Origin of the sequence: Dactylosporangium salmoneum (genome assembly GCF_039532525.1) — a bacterium.
Taxonomy (GTDB): Bacteria; Actinomycetota; Actinomycetes; order Mycobacteriales; family Micromonosporaceae; genus Dactylosporangium; species Dactylosporangium salmoneum.
This window is the reverse complement of the sequence record NZ_BAAARV010000033.1, coordinates 43,060-68,923: the sequence shown is the minus strand read 5'-3', so window position 1 is coordinate 68,923 and position 25,864 is coordinate 43,060. Positions and strand designations below refer to the sequence as shown.

Sequence of the window (25,864 nt, the reverse complement as noted above, 5' to 3'; positions counted from 1 at the left end):
ACCACCCCACTGGGAAAATCATCGGGCAATCGCGGCGACGCGTGCCTATCCTTGCGAGCGTTATGTCTGAGGTGTCCCCGCCGACCAGCCTGGGTGAGCTGCGTGCCCGCCTCGCCGGGCTGATGCCCCAGGATCAGCACCGGCTGCGCCGGCGGATCGACGGGGCGAAGCGGTCCCGCAACGTCCAGGCGATCGCCGAGGCGATCAAGGCGGACGTGGAGCGGGCCGAGCAGCGGGTGGCCGCCCGCCGCGCCGCCATGCCCAAGGTCACGTATCCCGAGCAGCTGCCGGTCAGCCAGCGCAAGGACGAGATCCTCGAGAAGATCCGCGACCACCAGGTGGTGATCGTCGCGGGCGAGACCGGGTCGGGCAAGACGACCCAGCTGCCCAAGATCTGCCTGGAGCTCGGCCGGGGCGTGACCGGCCAGATCGGGCACACGCAGCCGCGGCGCATCGCGGCCCGCACGGTCGCCGAGCGGGTCGCCGAGGAGCTCGGCGGCGAGCTGGGCGGGACGGTCGGGTTCAAGGTCCGCTTCACCGACCAGTCCAGCGACTCCACGATGGTCAAGGTGATGACGGACGGCATCCTGCTGGCCGAGATCCAGCAGGACCGGCTCCTGCGACGCTACGACACCCTGATCATCGACGAGGCGCACGAGCGCAGCCTCAACATCGACTTCATCCTGGGGTACCTCAAACAGCTCCTCCCCCGCCGCCCCGACCTCAAGATCATCATCACGTCGGCCACCATCGACCCCGAGCGGTTCTCCCGGCACTTCGGGGACGCGCCGATCGTGGAGGTGTCCGGGCGCACCTACCCGGTGGAGGTGCGCTACCGGCCCATCGAGGCGGCGGACGAGGGCGCCGATGAAGTGGACCAGTTCGACGCCATCTGCAGCGCGGTCATCGAGCTGCAGGCCGAAGGGCCGGGCGACGTGCTGGTGTTCCTCTCCGGCGAGCGGGAGATCCGCGACGCGGCCGACGCGCTGACCCGCCTCGACCTCAGGAACACCGAAATCCTGCCGCTGTTCGCCCGGCTGTCCTTCGCCGAGCAGCACCGCGTGTTCCAGCCGCACTCCGGGCGCCGGGTGGTGCTCGCCACCAACGTCGCCGAGACCTCGCTGACCGTGCCCGGCATCAAGTACGTGGTGGACCCCGGCACGGCCCGGATCTCGCGGTACAGCCACCGCCTGAAGGTCCAGCGCCTCCCGATCGAGCCCGTCTCGCAGGCGTCGGCCAACCAGCGCAAGGGCCGCTGCGGGCGCACCTCCGACGGCGTGTGCATCCGGCTGTACAGCGAGGACGACTTCAACGCCCGGCCGGAGTTCACCGACCCGGAGATCCTGCGCACGAACCTCGCGTCCGTGATCCTGCAGATGATCTCGCTCGGCCTCGGCGACCTGGGGGCGTTCCCGTTCATCGACCCGCCGGACCGGCGCAACGTGACGGCCGGCGTGCAGCTGCTCGAGGAGCTCGGCGCCCTGGAGACCGGGCCGCGCCTGACCGACCTCGGCCGCCGCCTGGCCCAGCTGCCGGTCGACCCGCGGCTGGCCCGGATGGTGCTCGAGGCCGAGCGCAACGGCTGCGTGCGCGAGGTGATGGTGATCACCGCGGCGCTGTCCATCCAGGACCCGCGGGAGCGGCCGGCCGACAAGCAGGCCCAGGCGCAGCAGCTGCACGCCCGCTTCGCCGACAAGGACTCCGACTTCACCGGCCTGCTCAACCTGTGGAACTACCTGCAGGAGAAGCAGCAGGAGCTGTCCAGCAACCAGTTCCGCAAGCTGTGCCGGGCCGAGTACCTCAACTACCTGCGCGTGCGCGAGTGGCAGGACATCTACAGCCAGCTGCGCCAGGTGCTCAAGACGATGGACGTGACGCCGAACGAGGAGCCGGCCGCGCCCTACCCGATCCACGTCTCCCTGCTGGCCGGCCTGCTGTCGCACATCGGCCTCAAGGACGTGGAGAAGCACGAGTACGTCGGCGCGCGCGGCGCCCGCTTCGCCGTCTTCCCGGGCTCGGCGCTGTTCCGCAGGACGCCGCGCTGGGTGATGGCGGCCGAGCTGGTCGAGACGTCCCGGCTGTGGGCCCGGATGGCGGCGAAGATCGAGCCCGAGTGGATCGAGCCCCTCGCGCAGCACCTGGTGAAGCGGCAGTACAGCGAGCCGCACTGGGAGCGCAAGCAGGCCTCGGTCATGGCGTCGGAGAAGGTGACGCTGTACGGCGTCCCGATCGTCACCAACCGCAAGGTCAGCTACGGCCGGATCGACCCGGTGCTCTCCCGCGAGCTGTTCATCCGCCACGCGCTGGTGGAGGGCGACTGGGAGACGCCGCACGCGTTCTTCGCCGAGAACCGCCGCCTGCTCGACGAGGTCGAGGAGCTGGAGGCCCGGGCCCGCCGGCGCGACCTGCTCGTCGACGACGAGACGCTGTTCGCCTTCTACGACGGCCGGCTGCCCGACGAGGTGGTGTCCGGCCGGCACTTCGACAGCTGGTGGAAGAAGACCCGCCGGGAGCAGCCCGACCTGCTCACCTTCGACCCGGCGATGCTCGTCAACGCCTCGGCCGACGCGGTACGGCAGGAGCAGTACCCCGACGCCTGGGAGCAGGACGGCCGGCGGTTCGCGCTGACGTACCAGTTCGAGCCCGGGACCGACGCCGACGGCGTGACCGTGCACATCGGCCTGCCGCTGCTGGGCCAGGTCCGCGAGGCCGACTTCGCGTGGCAGGTGCCCGGCCTGCGCGAGGACCTCGTCACCGCGCTGATCAAGTCGCTGCCCAAGGCGACCCGGCGCAACTTCGTGCCGGCCCCGGACACCGCCCGCGACGCCCTGGCCGAGATGGCCCCGCGCGACGGCGACCTGCTCGACGCGCTGGAGCTGCAGCTGCGCCGGATGACGGGCGTGTCGGTGCCCCGCGAGGAGTGGGACTGGTCGCGGGTCCCGGAGCACCTGAAGATGACGTTCCGGATCGTCGACGACGCCGGGGCGGTGCTCGGCGAGGGCAAGAGCCTGCCGCAGCTGCGCGAGAAGCTGGCCCCGAAGGTCCGCGCGACGGTCGCCGAGGCGGCCGTGGACGTGACCCGCAAGGGGGCGACCCGCTGGGAGTTCGGCACCCTGCCGCGCACGCTGTCGCGGACCGTCGCCGGGCACACGCTGACCGTCTACCCGGCACTGGTCGACGAGGGGGCCTCGGTGGCGGTGCAGGCCTTCGACCTGCCGGCCCGCCAGCAGCTGGAGATGTGGGCCGGCACCCGCCGCCTGCTGCTGCTCACGCTGCCGCCGGCGGCCCGGTTCGTGCAGGGCCGGCTGTCCAACGCCGACAAGCTGGCGCTGAGCCGCAACCCGCACCGCAACGCCGTGGACCTGCTCGACGACTGCGCGGCCTGCGCGGTCGACCAGCTCATGACCGACGCCGGCGGGCCGGCCTGGGACGAGGCCGGCTTCGCCGCGCTGCGCGACAAGGTCCGGGCCGACGTGGTCGACCTGACGCTGGACGTGGTGGCGAGCGTGCGCAAGATCCTGGCCGCCGCCTACGACGTCGAGCAGCGCCTGGCCCGGACCAAGAACCCGCTGCTGCTGCCGGCGCTGACGGACATGCGGGGACAGCTGAGCCGCCTGGTGTACCGCGGCTTCGTCACCGACACCGGATGGCAGCGCCTGCCCGACCTGGAGCGCTACCTGCGCGGCATCGAGCGGCGCCTGGAGAAGGTGCCGACCGACACGGGCCGCGACCGGGAGCGGATGCTCACGGTGCAGGAGGTGCAGCGGGAGTACGACCACCTGCTCTCGACCATGACGATGTCCCCGCAGCTGCGCGAGATCCGCTGGATGATCGAGGAGCTGCGGGTGGGCCTCTTCGCGCAGGCCCTCGGCACCGCCTACCCCGTGTCGGACGTGCGCATCTACCGGGCGATGGACGCGCTGCCCGCCTGATCCCGGTCGCGCGCCGCCGGGCGCGCGACCGGGTCCGTCAGAAGTCCTCGGGCCGCCGGAACATCACGGTCTGGTCGCCGCCGCCGGCGGGCGGCATGCCACCCGCGTTGGGGTTGATGATCTGCGTCGGCCCGCCCGGCGCTGTCCCGAAGCCGGGGTCGACCACCTGGGTCGGCCCGCCGGCGGGGGGCGCCCCGTAGGTGGCCGGGGTCCCGTAGGTGGTGGGCGCCGGGGGCGGCGGCCGGTAGCCGGGGAAGCCGTCCGGGGCGGGCACCACGGGGTGCATGCCGGTGTCGGGCTCGAGCTTGTCGCGGCGCCGGAAGTAGAAGAGGCTGCCGACCAGCCCGAGCGCGGCCACCACCGCGCCGATGCCGATCCAGAAGCCGGCCGAGAGCCCGCCGGAGTTGCCGCTGCTCTTGCTCGGCACCGGCTCGTCGCTCTGCACGACCACCCCGTTGCCGGCCTGCGGCGGCGCGAGGGTCTCGTCGGTCAGCGAGGGCTCCTGGCTGACGTCGGCGGACTTGGTCGGCGTCGGCTTCTTGCCACTGGCGCTCGGGGTCGGCCCGGTGGCGCGGATCTGGAAGTCGGCGTTGTCCTGGTGGGTGGCGTCGCGGGCGCTCACCCGGCCGCCCCCGTTTCCGGCCGACTTGATGGTGATCGTCACCTGACCCTTGGCCGTCTTGTGCGGCCCGAGGTCCCCCTTCTCGGTGCACACCACGGTGCGACCGCCGCCGCGCAGCTCGCAGGAGTCGGGGGCCTGCTCGATGACCGCGTTGCCCGGGGCCTGGACGGTGATCATGATGGCCTGCACCGTGACCTTGTCGGACACGTTGGTCACCCCGAACTCGAGGTTGACCTTGTCGCCGACCTTGCCCTGCAGGACCGGGCTGCCGATCGTGACCTTCAGCCCCTCGGCGGCCCACGCGGGCGAGGCGAGGAGCGCGGCCCCGGCGACCGCGCCGACGCCGACGGCCGCGGCGGTTGCCACCGCCGCGCTCAAGCGCCTCATGCTCCGGACGTCTCCCATGCTGCGGCGGACACTAGCAGCATTCGTCAACGATCGCCGCCTGCGGCCGGGCCGGACGAATCACGCACCGGCGCCTGAAACAGGCGGAAAAGCCACCACAGCGACGGTGCCAGAATCGCGACACCGGCCAGAACGGCCCACAGGGTGGCGCGCATCACGGCCGGGGTGGCCGCCGTCGCGTCGACCGTCGTGACCGGCGGGAGCAGATAGGGGTACTGCGCGGCGGCCCACCCCCACAGCACCGCGGCGGCCGCGAGCCCGCCGGTGACCCGCACGGCCACGTACTGCCCGGCGGCCAGCAGCCCGATCGAGGCGAGCCCGGCCAGGGCGGAGACGGCGATGAGCGCGGCCGGCACCGGCTGCCAGAGCCGGTCGGCGAGCCACCCGGCGTCCATTCGCACCACGAACAGCCCCACCACGGCCAGCGCCCCCGTGCCGGCCCCGGCCCACAGGGCCAGGCGGCGCATCTGCGGTACGAGTGCCGGGTCTTCCCGTTTCGCGTCGAACGTCAGGAACACCGCGGCCAGGTAGGCGCACACCGCCACGGCCAGCGCACCGGTCGCTACCGAGGTCGGGTTCCACCACGACGTGAGCAGGTCCCCGCGGCCCGCCGTCCACGGTGGCACCCGCCCGGAGGCGATGCCGCCGGCCACCGCGCCGAAGCAGAACGGGGTGACCAGCGAGGAGAACGCGAACAGGGCGCCGAAGATCCGCTGCCGGGCCAGCGTGTCGCTGGTCTTGCGGAAGGCGAACCCGGCGCCGCGGCCGATGATGCCCAGCGCCGCGAGGGTGAGCGGGATGTACATGGTGGCCGCGACCCCGGCGAACACGGCCGGGAAGCCGGTCCACAGCAGCACGACGGCGAAGATGAGCCAGACGTGGTTGGCCTCCCACACCGGGCCGATCGCGTGCTCGATGAGCTTGCGGCGGCGCAGGCCGGTGCGGGCGCCGCCGGCGAAGAGGTCCCAGAACCCGGCGCCGAAGTCGGCGCCGCCGAAGAGGGCGTAGGCGGTGACGGTGGCGAAGAGCACGCCAAGCAGTACGTCGGCGGCGCTCATCACGGCACCGGGAAGGTCTCGACGTCGGTCTCCTGCGGCGCGACCGGCACCGGCTTGTCGCGGGCCAGCCGGCGCAGGACGAAGACGGTGGCCACGGTGAGCAGGGCGTAGACGACGGTGAGCACGACCAGGCCGGTCCGCAGCCCGGGCGCGGTGTTCACCGCGTCGTGGGTGCGCAGGATGCCGTAGACGACCCACGGCTGGCGGCCGGTCTCGGTGGTGGTCCAGCCGGCCTCCAGGGCGAGCACGGCGGCCGGGCCGCACAGCGCGGCGGCGCGAAGGAACCACTTGTTCGTCAGCCACTCGCGCCGCCGCCACCACAGCGCGCCGAACGCGGCGGCCACGCCGAGCATCGCGAGGCCGGACACGACCATGATCTGGAACGACCAGTGCGCGACGTTGACCGGCGGCCGCTGGTCCTCCGGCACCGCGTCCAGGCCCTGGATCTCGGCGTTCGGGTCCCAGTGGGCCAGCAGCGACAGGCCGTTGGGGATCTCGATGGCGTAGCGCAGCTCGCCGTCGATCGCGACCCCGCCGATGTGCAGCGGCGCCCCGCGCTCGGTCGGGTACAGCCCCTCCATCGCGGCCAGCTTGACGGGCTGGTGGTCGGCGACGTGGTGGGCGGCCCAGTCGCCGACGCCGGCCTGCACCGGGGTCATGATCGCGGCGACGGTGAACGGCACGAGGAACCCGATGCGGTGGTAGCGGTCGGTGCGCCCGCGCAGCATGCCGACGGCGTAGACCGAGGCCATGCAGAAGCCGGTGACCATGAACGCGGCGACCAGCATGTGCACCGACTCGGGGCCGGTGGCCGGGTTGAACATGGCGCCGAGCGGGTCGACCCCGGTGATCTTGCCGTCGACGAGGTCGAAGCCCTTCGGCTGGTTCATCCAGGCGTTGGCGCTGACCACGCAGAAGGTGCCGACGAGCCCGGCGAGCAGGATCGGCACGGCCGACCACAGGTGAACCCGGGCCGGCAGGCGGTCCCAGCCGTAGAGGTAGATGCCGAGGAAGATCGCCTCGATGAAGAAGGCGAACCCCTCGAGGGTGAACGGCAGGCCGATCACCTGGCCGTAGGTGCCCATGAGGCCGGGCCACAGCAGGCCCATCTCGAAGCTGAGGATGGTGCCGGAGACCGCGCCGACGGCGAAGAGGACGCCCATGGCGCGGGCCCAGCGGCGGGCCAGCAGCCGGTACGCGACGTCGCCGGTGCGATGCCCGCGCCACTCCATGTAGAGGGTGATGGCCGGCATGGCGACGCCGAAGCTGGCGATGATGATGTGCCAGCCGAGCGACAGCGCCATCTGGGTGCGGGCGGCGGCGAAATCGCCGGGCGTGGCCGCCTCCGCTAGGTACGACAGTGTCGTTTCCACACACCGTTTCTAACCCCGGCGGACCCCGGCACGGCCGCCGCCCGGTGCGAAAGCGGTGTTGAACACGTTCGGGAACTTTTCCGGCATTCCACGAGTAGCATGGCTACACGTGGCGTGCCTACATCTCGGGCGCGGGCGAGGCGAACTGGGCCAGCGCGAACAGCAGCGCGAGGGCCACGAGGCCGGCGAAGACGAGCCGTCGCCGGCGGATGTTCTCGTAGGCGTGCCACCACGCGATCGCGGCCTCCGCCATCGGGCCGGCCACGAACCGGGACCGGGGCCGGCGCGGCACCACCATCGGCGCCAGGCGCACCGCGGTGCTGACGTAGATCCGCCGGGCCGGTGGCTCCTGCTCGCGCTCCGGCGTCACGGTGATCTGCAGGCTGTCGTCGGCGCTGTCGTCGTGCGGCCGCTCCTCGAGCCAGAAGCGCTCCGAGCGCCGCCGGAACACCCGGCCGAGGAAGTCCTCGGCCGCGCTCGCCTGGCCGAGCCGCGTCCGCCGCAGCTCCAGCCAGGGCCAGCGGGTGGCGACGTCGGTGAGGACGTCGACGTAGAGATGGTCGGCGTCGTCCTCGCCGCCGACCACCCGCGTCGCGTCCTGGCGCAGCGGCTCGAGGTGGCGGGTGACGAAGGCGACGTAATCGGGCGGCGGCTCCGACGTCATACGCATCACACCAACGCGCATCTTCCCATCGTCGCTGCCCGCGCCGCCCGGCGCCAGGTTTGCGCCAGCCGGGAAGTTGCAAACGGATGGCATGATCGGCCCCGTGGGCTCCGCGTTACCCGTCGGCCGGGAGATCCTCATCCCCGGCGAGCTGTCGGTCGCCATCGACGAGGGTGGCATCCGCACGGCCGGCGGGATGCTGCCCGCGCTGCTGTACACCACCGACGGCCTCGAGCGGCACGGCCAGCGCGAGATGGTCTTCGCCGTGGCCCGCACCGGCGCGCCCGCGCCCGGCTACCCGCTCACCATGGCCCGCACCGTGCACCGCTTCGCCGCCGAGGGCCGCCTGGTCGACGCCGGCGACGTGAGCGTCTTCGGCCGCCCCGGCGTCGACCTCGACGAGCGGGTCACCGGCTTCGTCTACGCCGACCCGCCGGCCGCCCTGCCATCCACAGTGGACCTCCCCCGCCCGCCGCTCATCGCCCTGCCGCTGCTGGGCGGCGAGACGGCGGTGGTGCAGCGCTTCGGCCACGCCCGGGTGCTCGCGCTGCTCGGCGCGCAGGAGCGCTACTACCCGCACCCGTGGTGGTTCCGGCCCGGCCGCGCCGCGGTGCTCGACGACGCCGAGTTCCGCGCGGCCACCATGCTGTCCCGGGCGCCCGCCTACAACCTGCCGTTCCTGCGCGTGGTGCACGACGGCGACCGGCTGGAGCTGTCGTGCGCGGCCGAGGACCTGCCCTCGCTGGCGGATGCCATGCGGGAGGCGCCCGAGGTGTGCGCGTACCTCCCTGGCCTCGCCGGCACCCCGAAGACCTACGTGTGGGCGCCCGGCCAGTCCGGCCCCGCCGCGATCGTGGCGCCCGGCGGCGAGCGGGCCACCCGGCTCGCCTGCAACTTCCTGCTCATCGTCCGCGGCGCGCCCGGCGCGCCCGGCTCCGGCGACGGCCAGGCGCCGACCTCGCGCCAGGTCGAGGACGGCTTCGCGGTCCTGCTCACCGGGGCCATGCACGCGCGGCTGCTGCAGGCGGTGGAGGCCGGCCGGCCGGTGGAGATCGGCCTGCCCGGCGGCGCCGTGCGCGCGGTCGCCTTCCGGGTCGCCTCGACCGACCCGCCCGCCGCCGCCCAGCAGGCGGGCCCGGACGCGGTCAACGCGCTGCCGCCGGACCTGCTCAACGGCGTCCCGGCGGCCACCACCATGGCCGGCGGCGACCTGCGGGGCCAGGTCCGCCCGTCCGCCGACGCTCCGCGCGACCCGGGCCGGATCGTGCTGCTCACCAGCGAGGAGCGGCTGCGCCAGGCGACCACCCCGGCGGAGCTGGCCGACTTCCTGGACCGGGTCCGGCGGGTGGTCGACCGGCTCTTCGCCGGCGTGCGCCACCACACCGAGGAGCTGATGGTGGAGTTCCGGCTGGGCCCCGGCCGCCCGGTGGAGGTGCGCATCATGGCCCGCCCCGAGGCGCCGCCCCGCGAGCTGCAGGTCGTGCTGGAGCGCCAACTGCAGGCGCTGACGCCCCCCACGATCCGCTACAGCGAGGTGGCCTTCCAGCTCCACCTGCCGATCGCTACGCCACGCCGGTGAGCCGCACCACCATCTTGCCGAGGTTGGCCCCCTGCAGCATGCCCAGGAACGCGTCCACCGCGTGGTCGATGCCGTCGACGAACGTCTCCGCCACCTTCACCCGGTCCGCGCGCAGCCAGGCGGCCATCTCCTCGGCGAACGCCTCCCGCCGCGACCAGTGGTCGAGCACCAGGAAGCCCTGCAGGGTCAGCCGCTTGCTGATGAGCAGGCTCAGGTTGCGGATGCCCTTGGCGTCCGGGGTGTTGTACTGCGAGATCGCCCCGCACACCGCGACCCGCCCGTGCACGTTCATCCGGAACAGCGCCGCCTCCAGCTGCTCGCCGCCGACGTTGTCGAAGTACACGTCGATGCCGTCCGGGGCGAGGCGCTTGAGCTGGCCCCGGATGTCGCCGTCGCGGTAGTTGAAGGCGGCGTCGAAGCCGAGCTCCTCGGTGAGGTAGCGGACCTTCTCCGCCGAGCCGGCCGAGCCGATCACCAGCCGCGCGCCGCGCAGCCGGGCGATCTGGCCGGCCAGGGAGCCGACCGCGCCGGCCGCCCCGGAGACGAACACCGTCTCCTCCGGGCGCATCCGGGCCACGTCGAGCAGCCCGGCGTAGGCGGTGAGGCCCGGCATGCCGAGCACGCCGAGATAGGCCGACGACGGGGCGGCCGCCGTGTCCACCACGCGGGTGTGCCCGGCGTCGAGCACCGCGTACTCCCGCCAGCCGAGGCCGTGCAGCACGCTGTCGCCGACCTTGACCGCGTCGCTCTGCGACGCCACCACGGTGCCGACCGCGCCGCCGTCCAGCGGGGCGCCGAGCTGGAACGGGGCCACGTAGGAGGGCACGTCGTTCATCCGGCCGCGCATCGCCGGGTCGACGGACATGACGTCGTTGCGGACCACGACCTGGCCGGGGCCCGGTTGCGGTACCGCCTCCTCGCGCAGCTCGAAGTCCGCGGCCGACGGGAACCCGGTCGGGCGGGCGGCGAGATACCAGACCCGGTTCACGTCGCTCATTTCGCGACCTCGATGTGCACGTCGATGTTGCCGCGGGTGGCGTTGGAGTAGGGACACACCTGATGCGCGGCGTCGGCGAGCTGCTGCGCCGCGCCGGGCTCCAGCGCCGGCAGGCTGACCGTGAGCCAGACCTCCAGGCCGTAGCCGCCGGAGCCGTTCGGCCCGATGCCGACCCGGGCGTCGACCCGGGAGCCCTCGACCGAGACGCCGGCCCGGCGGGCCACGAGGCGCAGGGCGCTGTGGTAGCAGGCGGCGAAGCCGGCCGCGAAGAGCTGCTCCGGGTTGGTGGCGCCGCCCACGCCACCCATTTCCTTGGGCGTCGCCACGTCGAAGTCGAGGATCCCGTCGGAGCTGGCGACGTGGCCGTTGCGCCCGTCGCCGGTCGCGGAGACCTCAGCCGTGTAGAGCACCTGCATCGATTTCTCCCTGTCGCTGGAGTGCGGCGGTGAGCCGCACGAGGGTGTCGCGGAGCTCCGCCAGCCCGACGGGGTCGAGCCCGCCGTCGCAGACCAGGCGGGCCGGGACCTCGGCCGCCCGCTCGCGCAGCGCCTCGCCCCGTGCCGTGAGCCGGATCGCCACGGAGCGCTCGTCGTCGGCCCGCCGCTCCCGCGCCACGAGGCCGGCCGCCTCGAGGCGCTTCAGCAGCGGCGAGAGCGTGCTGGAGTCCAGCCGCAGCGCCGCGCCGAGGTCCTTGACGGTCCGCTCGTCGCGCTCCCAGAGCGCGAGTAGCACGAGGTACTGCGGGTAGGTGAGGCCGAGTGCGTCGAGCAGCGGCCGGTACCGCGCGGTGACCGCCCGGGTGGCGGTGTAGAGCGCGAAGCAGACCTGCCGGTCGAGCGGAAGAACGTCCACCCGCCCACCGTAGCGCGCGATTCAATCGTGCGCGACCTAGTCTTGCCGCCACACGCCGGGACCGGCCCCCGTCAATGCCCTATGTTCGTCGGGTGACCACCACCTGGCGCCACCTGCCACCCGCCGCCCGCGCGATCGCCGTCGCCGCCACCGACGCCGTGGCCGCCGCGACGGCCCGGGACGCGGAGGCGTTCCCGCCCGCGGCCGAGCGCCTGGCCGCCCTCGACCCGGAGCAGACCGGCCGGGTGCTGGGCGCCGTGGTGCGCACCCTGCTGGAGGAGCGCCACCCGGACGGCCTGGACGGCGACGACGTGCGGGCCGCGCTGGAGCACGCCGTGCGCGAGGCCGCGGCCTGGCAGGAGGTCGACCCGCAGGTGATGGTGACGCTGCTGGTCGGGGCGCTGGGCATCCAGACGGACGAGGAGTCGCCGCTGACGCCGGTCGCGCTGGCCCGCAACGCCCCGCTGCTCATCGCGGACCTGTTGCAGCAGCGGCCCTTCGCCCGCTACCTGGAGCTGGCCTTCACCGAGATCGCCCGCGCCGAGACGCACGACGTCTAGGCCTCAGGGCAGCAGCAGGTTCACGTCGCCGAACTCGTGCCACAGGTAGCCGTGGCGCAGCGCCTCGGCGTAGCACTCGCGCAGCGTCGACGGCTCGGCGACCGCGGCCAGCAGGTCGAGGTGCGACGCCCGCGGCTCGTGGAAGCCGGTCAGCAGGCCGTCGACGACGCGTACGCCCCGGGATGGGGTGATCACCAGGTCGGTGAAGCCCTCGCGGGCCGTGACGGTCCCGTCCGTGACGGCGCTCTCCAGGGCCCGCACCGCCGTCGTGCCCACCGCGACGATCCGGCCGCCGGCCGCCCGGGCGTCGTTGACCACGCGCGCGGTCGCAGCCGGGACCGAGAACCACTCCGGGTACGGCCGCTCGTGCGCCTCCGGCGAGGCCACCCCGGTGTGCAGCAGCAGCGGGGCGAACTGCACGCCGGCCGCGACGAGCCGGGTGACCACCCGCTCGCTGAACGGGCGGGCCGCGCTGGGCATCTCGGCGCTGCCGGGCACGGTCGCGAACACCGTCTGGTACGCCGACAGCGGCCACTCGCGGCGCACGTACGGGTAGCGGATGGGGTGGCCGTAGCGCCGCAGATAGTCGGGGACGGGCAGCGGCGCGCGCACGGTGGCCGTCCACAGCCGCCCACGCGTGTAGGGCTCCTCCAGCGTCACGCTCGCCCCGCCGGGCAGCCGCAGCACCCCGGCCCGCCCCGGTAGCGGCCGCAGGTCCCGGCCCCGCACCTCGACCGCCCACCGCCCGTCGGGCAGCCGCGTCGAGAAGTGCAGCCGCATCGGCAGGCCCACGACGCCGACCGAGGCCGCCAGCGTCCCGGAGGTGTTGACCACCAGCACGTCCCCGGCCCGCAGCAGCGCGGGCAGCTCGGCGAAGCGGTGGTGCGACACCCCGGACGGGCGGCCGGCGAGCAGCCGCACCTCGTCCCGGGCCAGCCCGCGCGCCTCCGGCGGTTCGTGGGCCTCGAGCCGGGCCGGCAGCTCGAAGTCGACCGCGGCGGTCACAGCCGCACCCGGCCCGACTCCGGTCGCCGCCGCAGCAGTTCGAGCAGCGCCGGGGTGACCGTCTCGGGCAGCGGCCGGTCACTGATGTCCTCGCCCGGGAACGCCTCCGCGTGCATCTGGGTGCGCAGGTCGCCGGGGTCGGCCCACCAGACCCGCACCTTCGGCTCCTCGGCCGCGAGCACGTTGCTGAACTGCTCCACGGCCGCCTTCGCCGCGCCGTAGCCGCCCCAGCCCGGGTAGGCGGCGACGGCGGCGTCGGAGCTGACGTTGACGACCGCGCCGCCGTGCTCGCGCAGGGCCGGCAGCGCCAGCTGGGTCAGCGCGAGCGGGGCGACGAGGTTGACCTCGAGCACGTCGCGCAGCGCGTCGAGCGGATAGTCGGCCAGCGCCGGCTGCGGGCTCGGCCCGAGGATGCCGGCGTTGTTGACGAGCAGGTCGAGCCGCCCGGTCTCCAGCGCGGTCTCGACGAGCAGCGCGCGGTGCCACGAGTCGGTGACGTCGCCGGGCACCGGGACCAGCCCGTGCTTCGGTTCGCCGGTGAGCGTGCGCCCGTCGCCGACCACGGTCCACCCCTCGGCCGTGAGCGCCTCGGCGATGGCCCGCCCGAGCCCGCGCGAGACGCCGGTGACGATGGCGGTGCTGTTGCGTTCCATGCTTCCGACGCTATGGAGCGCCCGGGCGCGTGCCATCGGGCCGCGGACGGGGCGGCGCCTAGGTCCTTGGTCCTAGGTCCTTCAAGACCAGGAGCCGGCATCGGTACCGTGGAGAGCGTGGCCGGCTGCGATCGCGAGGAGCTGCGCGAGGTGAGCGCGGCGGTGCTGGCCGTCACCGCCCACCTCTCGGTGCGCGAGGTCCTGCAGACCATCGTCTCGGCGGCGCGGCGGCTGCTCGGCGCCCAGTACGCGGCGCTGGGCATCCCCGACGGCAGCGGCTCGTTCCGCGAGTTCCTGGCCGACGGCCTCACCGACGAGCAGTGGCGCGCGATCGGCCCGATCCCGCGCCAGCACGGCCTGCTGGGCGCGATGCTGCGCGACCCCACGCCGGTGCGCTCGGCCGACATCCGCGCCCACCCGCGGTTCGAGGGCTGGCCGGCCGCCCACCCGGAGATGGTGGACTTCCTCGGCATGCCGATCGTCGACGGCACCGAGATCCTGGGCGAGATCTTCCTGGCCAACAAGCAGTCCTCCCCGGCCGGCTTCGACGCCGACGACCAGGAGCTGCTCAAGCTGCTGGCCGCGCACGCCGCGATCGCCATCGTCAACGCCCGCCTCTACGAGCGCGGCCGGGAACTGTCCATCGTGGAGGAGCGCCAGCGCATCGCCCGCGAGCTGCACGACGCGGTGACGCAGAAGCTCTTCAGCCTGCGCCTGACCGCGGAGGCGGCCGCCGCGCTGGTGGCCCGCGACCCGGCCCGCGCCGCCGCCGAGCTGGACACGGTGCGCCGCCTGGCCGCGGAGGCCACGGCCGAGCTCAAGTCCATTGTGGACGGCCTGCGCCCGGTCGACCTGGCCGGCGACGGGCTGCCGGCCGCACTGCAGCGCCAGGCCGACCTGCTGGACCGGGTGCACGACGCGAAGGTCTCGTTCGCCGCCGACGCCGTGCCGCGGCTGCCCGCCGCGCGCGAGGAGGCCGCGTACCGGATCGCCCAGGAGGCCCTGCACAACGCGCTGCGGCACGCGGGGGCCGCGCGGGTCGCGGTCGAGCTGCGCCGGGCCGGCCCGGGCGTGGTCCTGACCGTGGCCGACGACGGGCGGGGCTTCGACGTGCGGGGCGCCGCGCCCGCACAGCCCCGGCTCGGCCTGGCCTCGATGCGCGAGCGCGCCCGCGCGGTGGGCGGCCGCCTGCTGGTCCGCTCGGCGCCGGGCGAGGGCACGGTCGTCACGCTGGAGGTGCCGGGTGCCTGACCCGATCCGGGTCCTCGTCGTCGATGACCATCCCGTGGTACGGCAAGGCCTGCGCACCTTCCTGGACCTGCAGGACGACATCGAGGTGGTCGGCGAGGCCGAGGACAGCGCGTCGTGCGTGGCCGAGGCCCGCCGCACCGACCCCGACGTCATCCTGCTGGACCTGCGCATGCCGGGCGGCGACGGCATCGCGGCCCTGCACGACCTGCGCGACCTCGCGGGCTTCTCGGGGCGGGTCCTCGTCATCACGAGCTTCACCGAGCCGGCCGCCGTCCTCCCGGCGGTGCGCGCGGGCGCGGCCGGCTACGTGTACAAGGACATCGACCCGCCCGCGCTGGCCGCCGCCATCCGCGCCGTGCACGCCGGCCACGTCCTGCTGCACCCGGACGTGGCCCGCCTGCTGGCCGAGGCCGGCCCGCCGCCCGAGGCCACGCACCTCACCGCCCGGGAGCGCGAGGTGCTGGCCGAGGTCGCCCGGGGCCGCTCCAACCGCGAGATCGCCCGCGCCCTGGGCCTGGCCGAGAAGACCGTGAAGACCCACGTGAGCGCGATCCTGACCAAGCTGGGCGTGCAGGACCGCACCCAGGCCGCCCTGTACGCGGTCCGCACGGGCCTGGACTAGCTCGCCTCGGTGATCGCCTGGTCCAGGATCTCCACGCCGCGCGCGATCTCCTCCTCGCTGCTGGTCAGCGGCGGCGCGATGCGGAACGTCCCGCCCATGCCCGGCAGCTGCACCACGTTCATGTGCAGCCCGAGCTCCAGGCAGCGGCGGGTCACCTCGGCGCCGAGCCGGTCGGAGCCGATCCCCTTGGCCCCGCCGTCGGCGACGAGCTCGAGCCCCTGCAGCAGCCCGCGCCCGCGCACGTCGCCGACCGTGTCGTGCCGGTCGCGCAGCTCGAGCAGCCCGCGCCGCAGCTGGTCGCCGAGCTTGGCGGTGCGCTGGTCGAAGCCGTCCCGCTCGAGGATGTCGAGCACGGTGTTGCCGACCGCGGCGGGCAGCGGATCGCTCACGTGCGTGGTGTAGAACAGGAACCCGCGCTCGTGCGCGGCCTGCTCGATCGCGGCGGTGGTGACCACGGCGGCGAGCGGCAGCCCGGCGCCCAGCGTCTTGGACAGCGTGATGATGTCGGGCACCACGCCGTCGCGCTGGAAGGCGTACCACGTGCCGGTGCGGCACAGCCCGGTCTGCGCCTCGTCGAGGATGAGCAGCATGCCGCGCTCCCGGCACTTGCGCTGCAGCGCGGCGAGGTACCCCATCGGCGGCTCGATCACGCCGCCGGAGCTGAGGATCGGCTCCACCAGGCAGGCGGCCGGCGCGCCGACGGACTGGGCGTCGAAGAGCTCGAACGCGTGGTCGAGCTGGCGCTGCCAGTCCAGCTGCCCGTCCGGGGTGGTGAAGTCGGGCCGGTAGGCGTTGGGCACCGGGATGGCGAAGTTGCCGGGGGCGGCCGGGCCGTAGCCGCGGCGGCCGGCGCTGTACGTGGCCCCGGCCGCGGCCTGCGTCATCCCGTGCCACGACCGCGCGAACGACACGATCTCGTGGCCGCCCGTGACGAGCTTGGCCATGCGCAGCGCGGCCTCGTTGGACTCGGCCCCGGTGGTGAGCAGCAGCACCTTCTCCAGCCGGTCGGCCGCCGGGTCGATCGCGTCCTGGGCCGCCCCGAGCGACTCGGCCAGCCGCCGGGACAGGTCCACCACGGGCCGCGACAGCATGCCGCTGAACACATGGTCGAGCTCGGCCACCTGGCGCCGCACGGTGGCCACGATCTCCGGGTGCGCGTGGCCGAGGATGGCGCTCATCTGCCCCGAGGTGAAGTCGAGGATGCGCCGCCCGTCCTCGGTGATCACGTGGCTGCCCTCGGCCCGGGCGATGATCTCCGGCGTGAACGCCCCGCCGTAGCGCACCACGTGCCGCTCGACGTCGCTCCAGAAGTCCGTCATGCCCCGACGGTAGGACGCGCCGGGTGTCCATCTCCAGCACACATTCCCGCACAGCTTGTCCGGTTCCGTCGTACAGTGTTCTCGTGCTCGACCCCTGGCGCCTGAAGCTGCTCGGCGACCTGGCCTCGCTCGGCACGGTCCGCGCGGTGGCCAGGGCCGCCCACCTGAGCCCGTCCACGGTTTCGCAACAGCTCGCGGTGCTGGAGCGGGAGGCCGGCGCCCGCCTGTTCGAGCGGGCCGGCCGGCGCCTGCGCCTGACCGGGGCGGGCGAGACCCTGGCCCGGCACGCCCGCGCGATCCTCGACCAGATGGACGCCGCCCGGGCCGAGGTGGCCGCGCTGGACGACGCCGGCGCCCCGGCCGGCCGGATCACCGTGGGCGCCTTCACCAGCGCCGCCAACACTTTCGTCCTGGCCGCCGCGCTGCTCCTGCGCCGCCGCCACCCCCGCCTGCGGGTCGATGTGCGGGAGCTGGACCCGTCGGAGAGCCTGCCGGCCCTGCGCCGCGGCGAGTGCGACGTGGTGGTGACCGCGGACCTCTTCGACGGCTCGTTCCCGGTCGACGACGACGTGCGGCACACCTCGCTGGCCACGGACCGGATCGTGCTGGTGACCGCCGCCTCCGCCCCGCCGTCCGGCGGCCCGGTGGACCTGGCGTCCCACGCCGGCCCGGTGGACCTGGCGTCCCACGCCGGCCCGGTGGACCTGGCGTCCCACGCCGGCCCGGTGGACCTGGCGTCCCACGCCGGCCCGGTGGACCTGGCGTCCCACGCCGGGGCGGTGTGGTCGGCGGAGCGGCCCGGGACGTGGACGCACACGCTCATCACGCGGGCGTGCCGGCGGGCGGGGTTCGAGCCGGACATCGGGGCGCTCTTCGCCTCGTACGGTCCGCTCCTCGCCCACGTGGAGGCGGGCCTGTCCGTGACGCTGCTGCCGGAGCTGGCCGTGGACCCGCGCTACGAGGTGGCCGCGCACCCGCTGCGCGAGCCCTTGCAGCGGCGCATCACGGCGGCGGTGCGCTCGACGGCCGCGAGCCGCCCGCCGGTGACCGCCCTGCTGGCGGCCCTCACGGAGACGGCCCGCCGCCCGGGGCGATGACCCCGGGCTGCCTGGGCTCGACTACTTGGGCTGGGCCGCGCGCAGCTGGGCCAGCACCAGCGGGTCGATGGCGCCGTCGACGAGCCGCTCCTCGAGGTTCTCGATGCCGGCCCAGGCGGCCAGGTCGGCGTGGCCGAGCGCGGCCAGCCGGTCGCGCACCTCGCCGGCCAGCTCCCCCTCCAGGGGCAGCAGCGTGGCAGGGTCGGGCTTGCCGAAGTACAGCTCCCAGAGGCTTATCAGCGACCCGATCCGGGTCACCGGGTCCGGGTCGTCGTCGACGCGCAGGTCGAGCTCGACGTCGCTCAGGCCGCCGTATCCGGCGCCCGGGCGCACGACCAGGATCGCGGCGCTCTGCCGGCCCCGGCTGTCCCCGCCCGCGGCGTCCCCGGCGGCCAGGGCGGCGTGCAGGCGGCGGGCCAGCGGCAGCCCGGGCCCGGCGAGCCAGGCCCGCTCCATCTCGGCGACCACGGCCGGGCCGGCCAGGATGTTGCCCTGGATCGCGTACCCGTCGCCGGCGACGCCGCCGGCCCAGTCGAAGCACTCGTCGCCCGTGTAGGTGGCGCCGTCGCCGGTCGGGCCGACCAGGCCGAGCTGGCGGCTGGCCCGGCCCGGGTCGGCGGCGACGAGGCCGGCCACCGCGTCGGCGGCGGCGGTGCCGGTGCGCAGGAGGGCGAGGCCCTGGGGACGGTACGCCAGGTTGGCGAACGCCTGCGTGGCGATCGCCCCCACGGCGGCCTCGGCGGCCGGGACGGCGGCCCCGACGGCGAGGAACTTGCTGGCCACGGCGACGCCGAGGGACTGCCCGTCGGCGGAGCGCCCGACGATCGAGAAGGTCATTCCGCGCTCACTCCCGGGGGTTGGGACAGACAGACGAAGGGGCCGCGGACGCCGGCGCTGAACCGTTCGGCGGCGCGCAGCGCGGTCTCGACGCGCCGCTGCGGGCTCATGCGGGACTGGGCGGTGGCGAAGAGGGCGCCGAGGGCGATCTCGTCGCCGACGCCGACTGCGGCGTACCCGTCGGCGGCCTCGGCCACCTGGTAGTCGTCGTGGACCGTGAAGAGGCGGCCCTTGACCCCGACCAGGAAGGTGCCGCCCTCCTCGCGCTCGCTGTCGCGGCGGGCCCAGCCGCCGGTCTTGAGGCACTCGCGGACGGCGTCGATGAACTTGGTGGCCATGAACCGGTCCAGGTCGCCGACCGGCTTCGGGGGCTTCAGGGAGTACCGGATCAGCTGGCCCATCCGGAAGGAGGTGGTGAAGCCGAAGAGGTACCCGTTGTTGTGGAAGACCTTGCTGTCGGCGCGGACGGTGAGGCTCCAGCCGGACGCCCCGGCGCTGTCGCCGCCGATATAGACGGTGCCCCGGTGCACGAGGCCGACGATGGCGGTCACGCGGCCCCGCCGTCGTGTGCGTAGTCGCGCAGGTCGGCGCGGGCGTGGCGGGCCAGCCCGTCGACCATGAGGTCGATGGCGAACGAGAACCGCTCGTCGCCGCTGCCCTCGATCATCGCCGGGGCCATGGCCACGAGGTTGGGGAACTCGTCGGCGGGCAGGGCGGCGAGGTAGTCGCGGACCTGGCTGAGGTACGACGCGCTGTCCGCCTCCGTGCCGTGGCCCCGCTCGGTGTGCGCGGCCGACTCGGCGGCGTCGGCGACGATGACCATCGACAGCTGGTCCATGCCCCAGGCGGCGATGCGGTCGGGGATGCCGGCCCCGCGCAGCACGGCCAGCATCGCCTCGGTGTAGCGCAGCGAGTTGGGGCCGATCGGGATGCTGCCACGGGCGATCTTGACGAGGTCGCGGTGGGTGCAGAAGACATCGCGGCTGGCGTAGCAGCTGCGCTTGACCTCGGCGATCCAGTCGGGCGCGGCGGCCGACGGCAGCGGGATGTCGCCGATGACCCGGTCGAGGAGCTGCTCGAGCAGCTCGTCCTTGTTGGCGAAGTACGCATACAGCGAAGCGGCGCCGGTGCCGAGCTCCTGGGCCACGCGCCGCATGCTCAGCGCGTCGAGCCCGTCGCGGTCGACGAGGCGCAGGGCCGTGCTCAGCACCGCCTCGGCACTCAGGGGCTGGCGGGCGGCCGGGGTCTTCTTCGGCGCCCGCCACGGTGGGGCGGGGATGGCGGGTGACGGCACCCGGCAATCCTACTTGACACGAACACCGTTCGCACGTAGAACGATGTTCGTGCCTCACGAACAGCGTTCGAAACAGATGCCCTGGGCCGTCCTCGCCGTCGTCCTCGCCGCGGAGGTCATGGACCTCCTCGACGCCACGATCATCGCCATCGCCGGCCCGTCCGTCCGCGCCGACCTCGGCGGCGGCACCGCGTTCCTGCAGTGGCTCGCCGCCGGCTACACGCTCGCGTTCGCCGTCGGCCTCGTCACCGGCGGCCGCCTCGGCGACGTCTTCGGCCGCCGCCGGATGTTCCTGGTCGGCGCGGCCGGCTTCACGCTCATGTCACTGCTGTGCGCCGTGAGCCCCGGCCCGGCCTGGCTGGTCGCCGCCCGGGTCCTGCAGGGTCTCTTCGGCGCGGTGCTGATCCCGCAGGGGCTGGGCCTGATCAAGGCCGCGTTCCCGCCCGAGAAGCTGGGCGCCGCGTTCGGCGCGTTCGGCCCGGTGATGGGGCTGTCGGCGGTCTGCGGCCCGATCCTCGCCGGCGTGCTCGTCGACGCCGACCTCTTCGGCACCGGCTGGCGGATGATCTTCCTGGTCAACCTGCCGGTCGGCGTGGCCGCGCTGGCCGGCGCCGCCTTCGTGCTGCCGCGGGAGCCCGCCGACCGCGACGCCCCGCGCCTCGACCTGCCGGGCACCGCGCTGCTCGGCACCGCGCTGCTGCTGCTCGTCTTCCCGCTGGTGCAGGGGCGCGAGCTGGGCTGGCCGTGGTGGTGCTGGGCGGCCATGGCGGCCTCGCTGCCCGCGCTCGCGGCGTTCCAGCTCTACGAGCGGCGCCGGGCGCGGGCCGGGCGCAGCCCCCTGGTCGAGCCGTCACTGCTGGCCAAGCGGCGCTTCAACGCGGGCCTGGTGGTCGGGCTGATCCTGTTCGCCGGGCTGATGGGCCTGACCCTCGTGCTCAGCGTGTATCTCCAGTCCGGCCTCGGCTACACCCCACTGCGCGCCGGCCTGTCGCAGTCGCCGTGGGCGTTCGGCACCGCGGTGGGCGCGGTCGCGGCCCAGGCGCTGGGCCGCCGCCTCGGCGGGCGGCGGCTGCTCGTCGCCGGCACCGGGGTCGTGGCCCTCTCCGTCGGCGCGCTGCTGGCCACCCTGGCCCTCACCGGCGGCCCGGCGACGCCGTGGCCTCTGGTGCCGGCCCTGCTGCTGCTCGGCGTCGGCATGGGCGCCTCCATGGCCCCGTATTTCGACCTCGTCCTCGCCGCCGTCGATGAGCACGAGGTCGGCTCGGCCTCGGGCACCCTGACCGCGGCCCAGCAGATCGGCGGGGCGATCGGCGTGGCCGTCCTCGGCACCGCGTTCTTCTCCTGGGTGAACCCGTCGTCGTTCACCGGCTCCTTCGAGCGGGTGCTGTGGCTGGAGCTCGGGCTGCTTACGCTGGCCGGCGGGCTGTGCTTCCTGCTGCCCGCCAGAGCCCGCGAGGACGGGGCTCCCGGCGAGGGCACTGTGACCGATGTTTCGGCGGGGGTCAATGTGGCGGGAGTTGCGGGTTAGCCCAGCCTACGGCGGGGAATCAGGGAAGTGCGGCGAGAGGAGAAGCCATGACGTACACGCTGAACAACCGCCCGGCCACCGCGCCGCGCGTACAGAGCCCGATCACCGGCCCGGTGACGCCCGTGAATGACCGGTCCACGGCAGAGCTCGTGCGGCTCGCCTCCGAGCAGATCTCCACGCTGGTGCGCGACGAGCTGAAGCTCGCCCAGCTCGAGCTGACCCAGAAGGGCAAGCGAGCCGGCGTCGGGTTCGGCATGTTCGGCGGCGCCGGCCTGGTCGCGCTGTACGGCGTGGGCGCCCTGCTCGCCGCGGTCATCGCCGCCCTGGCCACTGTGATGCCGGTGTGGCTGTCCGCGCTCATCATCGGCGTCGTGCTCTTCGCCGTGGCCGGGTTGCTCGCCCTGCTCGGCCGGGGCCAGGTCCGCAAGGCCGGGTCGCCGGTGCCGGCGGAGACGGTGGCCGGGGTCAAGGCCGACATCGACACCATCACCACCTCCGCGAAGCATGGGGGACACCGATGACCGCCACGGAATCCGCGCACGGTCGCGCCGGTTCAGGGGAGCACATGCCAAATCTCAATGGCCACAATGGACACGACGGTCACAGGCCGCTCGACCCGGAGATGCTGCGGGCGGAGATCGCCCGCACCCGCGCCGAGCTGGGCCAGACCGTGGAGGCCCTCGCCGCCAAGGCCGACGTGAAGGCGCGCGCCCAGGAGGCCATGCACTCCTCGGTCACCGCCGCCAAGCTGCGCATGCGCGAGGGCGTCCAGCAGGTGGCCGTGAACGCCGCCTACGCGGGGCGCGAGCTGCGCACCCACCCGCGGCAGAGCCTGGAGGAGGGCATGCGCCGCCTGGTCCGCTCGGCCCGCGAGCGCCCGGCGCCGTGGGTGGTCGGCTCGGCCCTGCTGATCCTGGCCGCGATGATCGGCTACCGCAACCACCGCAACGACTGACCGGCAGCCGCTGGAGGGTGCACGTGAACAAGCTGATGTACAAGCCGTTCAGCATCGCGTTCGGCATCGCGGGCGGTATCGCGGCGGGGTTCGTCTTCAAGCAGATCTGGCGGCGCCTGGCCGGCGAGGACGAGGCCCCGGAGGCGACGTCGACCGAGTACGGCTGGGGCGAGGTCCTCGCCGCGGCCGCGCTCCAGGGCGCCATCTTCGCCGTGGTGAGGGCCGCGATCGACCGCGGCGGCGCGGCCGGCGTGCGCCGCCTCACCGGCGACTGGCCGGACTGAACGGGCGCTGACGACGAGGGCCTCCCGCTGCGGCGGGCGGCCCTTTTCGGTGCCCGCGGCCGCAACGAACGCACTCCGCGGCGGCGGGGCCCCTTTCGGTGCCCGCGACCGGGCGGCTCGCAACGAACGCACTCCGCGGCGGCGGGGCCCCTTTCGGTGCCCGCGGCCGGGCGGCTCGCAACGAACGCACTCCGCGGCGGTACCACGGCGGGCAACCCGGGCGGGGCAGATTCGGTGGTGCGAAGACGTGATCCTGCATCGGACCGTCCGAGGGAACGGTCCGGTGCGCGGGATTCCGGCGCCGGGTGCGTTGGCGGACGACCCGGCGCCGGAGCCCCGGGACGTCACCTCACCGCAGGAGCGCCTGGGCGCGGTCGCGCACCTCGGAGTACACCTTGCGGATGCCCTCCGCCGGCGCGGCGGTGACCTCGGCCCCGGCGAGCGGCCAGGCCGGGGCCTCGTCCGTGCCCCGCAGCGCCCACGCCGCCTGGCGGGCCGCGCCGAGCGCCACGTACTCCCCCGGATCCGGCACCGTGACCGGCATCCCGAGCAGCGCCGGCGCGATGGCCCGCACCGCCGCCGAGGCCGCGGCGCCGCCGATGAGCAGGACCCGCTCCACCGGCACGCCGGCCGCGCGGACCGCGTCGAGCCCGTCGGCCAGGCCGCAGAGCATGCCCTCGTAGGCCGCGCGGGCCAGGTTGGCCGGCCCGGCGTTGGCACGGGTCAGGCCGTTGAGCAGGCCGCGGGCGGCCGGGAGGTTGGGCGTGCGCTCCCCGTCGAGGTAGGGCAGCAGCGTGAGGCCGCCCGCGCCCGGCTCGGCGGTCAGGGCCAGCTCGTCCAGGCGGGACAGCGGGACGCCGAGCAGGTCGGCGGCCGCGGTCAGCACCCGGGCGGCGTTGAGCGTGCACACGAGCGGCAGGTGGCGGCCGGTGGCGTCGGCGAAGCCGGCCACCGTGCCGCTGGCGTCGGCCACGGGGGCCGCGCTGACCCCGAACACCGTGCCGGACGTGCCCAGCGACACCACCACGTCCCCGGGGCGCAGGCCGAGGCCGAGCGCCGCCGCCATGTTGTCGCCCGTGCCGGGGGCGAGCAGCGCGCCGCCCGCGGTCTCCCCGACGACCTCGGCCGGCCCGGCGACCCGGGGCAGCGCGAGGTCCCGGCCGAACGCCAGGCGCACCAGGTCGGGCCGGTACTGCCCCGTCGCCGGCGACCAGTACCCGGTGCCGGAGGCGTCGCCGCGGTCCGTGGTCGGGCCGTCGCCGGCGTCCGCGCGGAGGCGGTGGGTGATCCAGTCGTGCGGCAGGACGACGCTCGCGGCCCGGGCGGCGACCTCGGGCTCGTGCCGGGCCACCCAGCGCAGCTTGGTCACGGTGAAGCTGGCCACCGGGACGAGGCCGACCGCCTCGGCCCAGCCGGCCGCGCCGCCGGGCAGCTCGCCGACGAGGTCGTCGGCCGCACCGGCGGAGCGGGTGTCGTTCCACAGCAGCGCGTCGCGGACGACGTTGCCGGCCTCGTCCAGCAGGACCATGCCGTGCTGCTGACCGCCGACGCCGATCGCGGCCACCCCGTCGAGCAACCCGCCGGCGGTCGCCTCCTGGAAGGCGCGCCACCAGTGCTCGGGGGCGACCTCCGTGCCGTCAGGGTGGGCGGCGCGGCCCTCCCGCAGGACCGCGCCCGTGTCCGCGTCGCACACGATGACCTTCGTCGACTGGGTGGAGGTGTCCACCCCGGCGACGAGCGTCATGAGCGCACCCCGAGCAGGTGCTCCATGGCCAGCTGGTCGAGGACCTCGAACGCGCCGCCGCGGGCGGCGAGCTTGTCAACGTCGAACTCCTCGGCGCGCAGCGACTCGATGGTCTCGCCCTCGGCCAGGGTGGGCTCGTAGAGCTCCTCCACCCGGGCCGCCGCCAGCGCCTCGGCCACCTCCGGGTCGGCCCGGAAGGAGCGGACCCGGTCACGCAGGATGAGGTAGTTGCGCATGCAGGCGCGGGCGGTCTCCCACACCCCGTCGTAGTCCTCGGTGCGCGGCGGCTTGTAGTCGAAGTGGCGGTAGCCGGTGTACCCGCCGTTCTCGAGCACGTCGACGGTCCAGAACGCGCCGCGCAGGTTGCCGGCGCCGAAGCGCAGGTCCTGGTCGAAGCGCGGGCCGTGCTGCCCGTTGAGGTCGATGTGGAAGAGCTTGCCGTGCCACAGCGCCTGGGCGATGCCGTGCGCGAAGTTCAGCCCGGCCATCTCCTCGTGGCCGACCTCGGGGTTCAGCCCCACGCGGTCGGGCTCCTCGAGCGTCGCGATGAGCGCGAGGGCGTGGCCGATGGTGGGGAGCAGGATGTCGCCGCGGGGCTCGTTGGGCTTCGGCTCGAGCGCGAAGCGGATGTCGTACCCCTGGTCGCGCACGTAGGCGCAGATCAGGTTGAGCCCTTCGCGGTAGCGGTCGAGCGCGGCGGCCACGTCCTTGGCCCCGCCGGACTCGGCCCCCTCGCGCCCGCCCCACAGCACGTAGGTCTCCGCCCCGAGCTCGGCGGCGAGGTCGATGTTGCGCAGCACCTTCTTGAGGGCGAACCGCCGGACCGCGCGGTCGTTCGAGGTGAACCCGCCGTCCTTGAAGATCGGGTGGCTGAACAGGTTGGTGGTGACCATCTCCACCCGCAGGCCCGTCTCACTCAGCGCGTCCTTGAAGCGCCCGATGAGCTTGTCGCGGGTCGCGTCGTCGCTGCCGAACGGGAACAGGTCGTCGTCGTGGAACGTCACCGCGGCGGCGCCGAGGTCGGAGAGCCGGTGCACGGCCTCGACCGAGTCCAGCGGCGCGCGCGTCGGCCCGCCGAACACGTCCTGGGCCTGCCAGCCGACGGTCCACAGCCCGAAGGAGAACTTGTCCTCGCGGCTGGGCTGGTAATCGTTCATGAAGTACCTCTTCGCGGACGGGTGTTGGCGGATGTGGGCCCCAGGCTACGCTCGGACCGAGGTTAGTTCAAGAAAA

The 25,864-nt window shown here is 74.3% G+C and carries 25 protein-coding genes; 10 read left to right on the top strand and 15 right to left on the bottom strand.

Features of this window, described 5'->3' with window-relative positions:
* The first annotated feature begins 62 nt into the window (after positions 1-62).
* Entirely contained in the window at positions 63-3,932 is a 3,870-nt protein-coding gene (hrpA, locus tag ABD352_RS22165; RefSeq protein ID WP_344614356.1) for an ATP-dependent RNA helicase HrpA, read from the top strand.
* Between the two features lie 37 nt (positions 3,933-3,969).
* Here the strand turns inward: hrpA and ABD352_RS22160 are convergent, their stop codons facing one another.
* The 4 genes from ABD352_RS22160 to ABD352_RS22145 form a co-directional block, all read right to left on the bottom strand.
* Positions 3,970-4,941 (bottom strand): hypothetical protein, encoded by a 972-nt coding sequence (locus tag ABD352_RS22160; RefSeq protein ID WP_344614355.1) that lies wholly within the window; start codon positions 4,939-4,941, stop codon positions 3,970-3,972.
* Between the two features lie 44 nt (positions 4,942-4,985).
* Positions 4,986-6,017, bottom strand: coding sequence for a cytochrome d ubiquinol oxidase subunit II (locus ABD352_RS22155; protein WP_344614354.1), 1,032 nt, complete (start codon positions 6,015-6,017; stop codon positions 4,986-4,988).
* Complete coding sequence (locus ABD352_RS22150; protein ID WP_344614353.1) at positions 6,017-7,390, bottom strand: cytochrome ubiquinol oxidase subunit I; 1,374 nt, start codon at positions 7,388-7,390, stop codon at positions 6,017-6,019. Before ABD352_RS22150 ends, ABD352_RS22155 begins: the two co-directional genes overlap by 1 nt.
* A 118-nt stretch (positions 7,391-7,508) precedes the next feature.
* Entirely contained in the window at positions 7,509-8,075 is a 567-nt protein-coding gene (locus tag ABD352_RS22145; protein ID WP_344614352.1) for a hypothetical protein, read from the bottom strand.
* An 82-nt stretch (positions 8,076-8,157) separates the two neighbouring features.
* On the opposite strand from ABD352_RS22145, the gene ABD352_RS22140 reads away from it, so the two are divergent.
* A complete protein-coding gene (locus tag ABD352_RS22140; protein ID WP_344614351.1) occupies positions 8,158-9,633 on the top strand; it encodes a hypothetical protein in 1,476 nt (491 codons plus the stop codon).
* Here ABD352_RS22140 and ABD352_RS22135 read toward each other — a convergent pair.
* The 3 genes from ABD352_RS22135 to ABD352_RS22125 are packed head-to-tail and all read right to left on the bottom strand — an operon-like array spanning position 9,617 to position 11,482.
* Entirely contained in the window at positions 9,617-10,630 is a 1,014-nt protein-coding gene (locus ABD352_RS22135) for an NADP-dependent oxidoreductase (protein ID WP_344614350.1), read from the bottom strand. The genes ABD352_RS22140 and ABD352_RS22135 overlap by 17 nt on opposite strands.
* Entirely contained in the window at positions 10,627-11,046 is a 420-nt protein-coding gene (locus ABD352_RS22130) for an organic hydroperoxide resistance protein (RefSeq protein WP_344614349.1), read from the bottom strand. The genes ABD352_RS22135 and ABD352_RS22130 overlap by 4 nt, the downstream gene beginning before the upstream one ends.
* The gene (locus tag ABD352_RS22125) at positions 11,024-11,482 is read right to left on the bottom strand and encodes a MarR family winged helix-turn-helix transcriptional regulator (RefSeq protein ID WP_344614348.1); all 459 of its coding nucleotides are present in this window, start codon (positions 11,480-11,482) and stop codon (positions 11,024-11,026) included. The genes ABD352_RS22130 and ABD352_RS22125 overlap by 23 nt, the downstream gene beginning before the upstream one ends.
* 92 nt (positions 11,483-11,574) lie before the next feature.
* Between ABD352_RS22125 and ABD352_RS22120 the strand changes: the two genes are divergently transcribed.
* A complete protein-coding gene (locus tag ABD352_RS22120; RefSeq protein ID WP_344614347.1) occupies positions 11,575-12,042 on the top strand; it encodes a hypothetical protein in 468 nt (155 codons plus the stop codon).
* A 3-nt stretch (positions 12,043-12,045) separates the two neighbouring features.
* Here the strand turns inward: ABD352_RS22120 and ABD352_RS22115 are convergent, their stop codons facing one another.
* On the bottom strand, positions 12,046-13,047 hold the full coding sequence (locus ABD352_RS22115) for an S-adenosylmethionine:tRNA ribosyltransferase-isomerase (RefSeq protein WP_344614346.1): 1,002 nt from the start codon (positions 13,045-13,047) through the stop codon (positions 12,046-12,048).
* On the bottom strand, positions 13,044-13,700 hold the full coding sequence (locus ABD352_RS22110) for an SDR family oxidoreductase (RefSeq protein WP_344614345.1): 657 nt from the start codon (positions 13,698-13,700) through the stop codon (positions 13,044-13,046). The genes ABD352_RS22115 and ABD352_RS22110 overlap by 4 nt, the downstream gene beginning before the upstream one ends.
* Before the next feature lie 117 nt (positions 13,701-13,817).
* Between ABD352_RS22110 and ABD352_RS22105 the strand changes: the two genes are divergently transcribed.
* A complete protein-coding gene (locus ABD352_RS22105) occupies positions 13,818-14,951 on the top strand; it encodes a GAF domain-containing sensor histidine kinase (RefSeq protein WP_344614344.1) in 1,134 nt (377 codons plus the stop codon).
* Positions 14,944-15,573 carry a response regulator gene (locus ABD352_RS22100; protein WP_344614343.1) on the top strand — a complete coding sequence of 210 codons (630 nt, stop codon included), beginning with the start codon at positions 14,944-14,946 and terminating at the stop codon, positions 15,571-15,573. The genes ABD352_RS22105 and ABD352_RS22100 overlap by 8 nt, the downstream gene beginning before the upstream one ends.
* Here the strand turns inward: ABD352_RS22100 and ABD352_RS22095 are convergent.
* Positions 15,570-16,892 (bottom strand): aspartate aminotransferase family protein, encoded by a 1,323-nt coding sequence (locus ABD352_RS22095; RefSeq protein WP_344614342.1) that lies wholly within the window; start codon positions 16,890-16,892, stop codon positions 15,570-15,572. The two genes, ABD352_RS22100 and ABD352_RS22095, sit on opposite strands and share 4 nt — an antisense overlap.
* Positions 16,893-16,975: 83 nt before the next feature.
* Here ABD352_RS22095 and ABD352_RS22090 point away from each other — a divergent pair, with 83 nt between their 5' ends.
* Positions 16,976-17,989, top strand: coding sequence for a LysR family transcriptional regulator (locus ABD352_RS22090; RefSeq protein WP_344614341.1), 1,014 nt, complete (start codon positions 16,976-16,978; stop codon positions 17,987-17,989).
* A gap of 21 nt (positions 17,990-18,010) precedes the next feature.
* Here ABD352_RS22090 and ABD352_RS22085 read toward each other — a convergent pair whose 3' ends face one another.
* Genes ABD352_RS22085 through ABD352_RS22075 form a run of 3 tightly spaced genes read right to left on the bottom strand, consistent with a single transcriptional unit; the run spans position 18,011 to position 20,120 of the window.
* On the bottom strand, positions 18,011-18,826 hold the full coding sequence (locus ABD352_RS22085) for a DUF1028 domain-containing protein (protein WP_344614340.1): 816 nt from the start codon (positions 18,824-18,826) through the stop codon (positions 18,011-18,013).
* On the bottom strand, positions 18,823-19,377 hold the full coding sequence (locus ABD352_RS22080; protein WP_344614339.1) for a hypothetical protein: 555 nt from the start codon (positions 19,375-19,377) through the stop codon (positions 18,823-18,825). The genes ABD352_RS22085 and ABD352_RS22080 overlap by 4 nt, the downstream gene beginning before the upstream one ends.
* Positions 19,374-20,120: a TetR/AcrR family transcriptional regulator gene (locus ABD352_RS22075; protein ID WP_344614338.1), complete on the bottom strand. Its 747-nt coding sequence runs from the start codon at positions 20,118-20,120 to the stop codon at positions 19,374-19,376. The genes ABD352_RS22080 and ABD352_RS22075 overlap by 4 nt, the downstream gene beginning before the upstream one ends.
* A 49-nt stretch (positions 20,121-20,169) precedes the next feature.
* On the opposite strand from ABD352_RS22075, the gene ABD352_RS22070 reads away from it, so the two are divergent.
* From ABD352_RS22070 to ABD352_RS22055, 4 genes are read left to right on the top strand one after another with little or no spacing between them, the layout of a single operon-like run.
* The gene (locus tag ABD352_RS22070; protein WP_344614337.1) at positions 20,170-21,648 is read left to right on the top strand and encodes an MFS transporter; all 1,479 of its coding nucleotides are present in this window, start codon (positions 20,170-20,172) and stop codon (positions 21,646-21,648) included.
* 47 nt (positions 21,649-21,695) lie between these two features.
* The gene (locus ABD352_RS22065) at positions 21,696-22,169 is read left to right on the top strand and encodes a phage holin family protein (RefSeq protein ID WP_344614336.1); all 474 of its coding nucleotides are present in this window, start codon (positions 21,696-21,698) and stop codon (positions 22,167-22,169) included.
* A gap of 44 nt (positions 22,170-22,213) precedes the next feature.
* Positions 22,214-22,603: a DUF3618 domain-containing protein gene (locus ABD352_RS22060; protein ID WP_344614335.1), complete on the top strand. Its 390-nt coding sequence runs from the start codon at positions 22,214-22,216 to the stop codon at positions 22,601-22,603.
* 35 nt (positions 22,604-22,638) lie between these two features.
* On the top strand, positions 22,639-22,887 hold the full coding sequence (locus ABD352_RS22055) for a DUF4235 domain-containing protein (protein WP_344614604.1): 249 nt from the start codon (positions 22,639-22,641) through the stop codon (positions 22,885-22,887).
* A gap of 349 nt (positions 22,888-23,236) precedes the next feature.
* Here the strand turns inward: ABD352_RS22055 and xylB are convergent, their stop codons facing one another.
* Together xylB and xylA are read right to left on the bottom strand one after the other, a co-directional pair.
* Positions 23,237-24,631: a xylulokinase gene (gene xylB, locus ABD352_RS22050; protein ID WP_344614334.1), complete on the bottom strand. Its 1,395-nt coding sequence runs from the start codon at positions 24,629-24,631 to the stop codon at positions 23,237-23,239.
* Positions 24,628-25,788, bottom strand: a complete 1,161-nt coding sequence (xylA, locus tag ABD352_RS22045; protein ID WP_344614333.1) for a xylose isomerase — start codon at positions 25,786-25,788, stop codon at positions 24,628-24,630. Before xylA ends, xylB begins: the two co-directional genes overlap by 4 nt.
* Positions 25,789-25,864 lie beyond the last annotated feature (76 nt).

What these genes read in the sequence shown, in the direction of transcription:
- ABD352_RS22160 (WP_344614355.1), bottom strand. Translation starts at nt 4,941, where the DNA reads ATGAGGCGCTTGAGCGCGGCGGTGGCAACCGCCGCGGCCGTCGGCGTC.
- hrpA (WP_344614356.1), top strand. Translation starts at nt 63, where the DNA reads ATGTCTGAGGTGTCCCCGCCGACCAGCCTGGGTGAGCTGCGTGCCCGC.
- ABD352_RS22155 (WP_344614354.1), bottom strand. Translation starts at nt 6,017, where the DNA reads ATGAGCGCCGCCGACGTACTGCTTGGCGTGCTCTTCGCCACCGTCACC.
- ABD352_RS22060 (WP_344614335.1), top strand. Translation starts at nt 22,214, where the DNA reads ATGCCAAATCTCAATGGCCACAATGGACACGACGGTCACAGGCCGCTC.
- xylA (WP_344614333.1), bottom strand. Translation starts at nt 25,788, where the DNA reads ATGAACGATTACCAGCCCAGCCGCGAGGACAAGTTCTCCTTCGGGCTG.
- ABD352_RS22095 (WP_344614342.1), bottom strand. Translation starts at nt 16,892, where the DNA reads ATGACGGACTTCTGGAGCGACGTCGAGCGGCACGTGGTGCGCTACGGC.
- ABD352_RS22135 (WP_344614350.1), bottom strand. Translation starts at nt 10,630, where the DNA reads ATGAGCGACGTGAACCGGGTCTGGTATCTCGCCGCCCGCCCGACCGGG.
- ABD352_RS22110 (WP_344614345.1), bottom strand. Translation starts at nt 13,700, where the DNA reads ATGGAACGCAACAGCACCGCCATCGTCACCGGCGTCTCGCGCGGGCTC.
- ABD352_RS22145 (WP_344614352.1), bottom strand. Translation starts at nt 8,075, where the DNA reads ATGCGCGTTGGTGTGATGCGTATGACGTCGGAGCCGCCGCCCGATTAC.
- ABD352_RS22085 (WP_344614340.1), bottom strand. Translation starts at nt 18,826, where the DNA reads ATGACCTTCTCGATCGTCGGGCGCTCCGCCGACGGGCAGTCCCTCGGC.
- xylB (WP_344614334.1), bottom strand. Translation starts at nt 24,631, where the DNA reads ATGACGCTCGTCGCCGGGGTGGACACCTCCACCCAGTCGACGAAGGTC.
- ABD352_RS22130 (WP_344614349.1), bottom strand. Translation starts at nt 11,046, where the DNA reads ATGCAGGTGCTCTACACGGCTGAGGTCTCCGCGACCGGCGACGGGCGC.
- ABD352_RS22065 (WP_344614336.1), top strand. Translation starts at nt 21,696, where the DNA reads ATGACGTACACGCTGAACAACCGCCCGGCCACCGCGCCGCGCGTACAG.
- ABD352_RS22055 (WP_344614604.1), top strand. Translation starts at nt 22,639, where the DNA reads ATGTACAAGCCGTTCAGCATCGCGTTCGGCATCGCGGGCGGTATCGCG.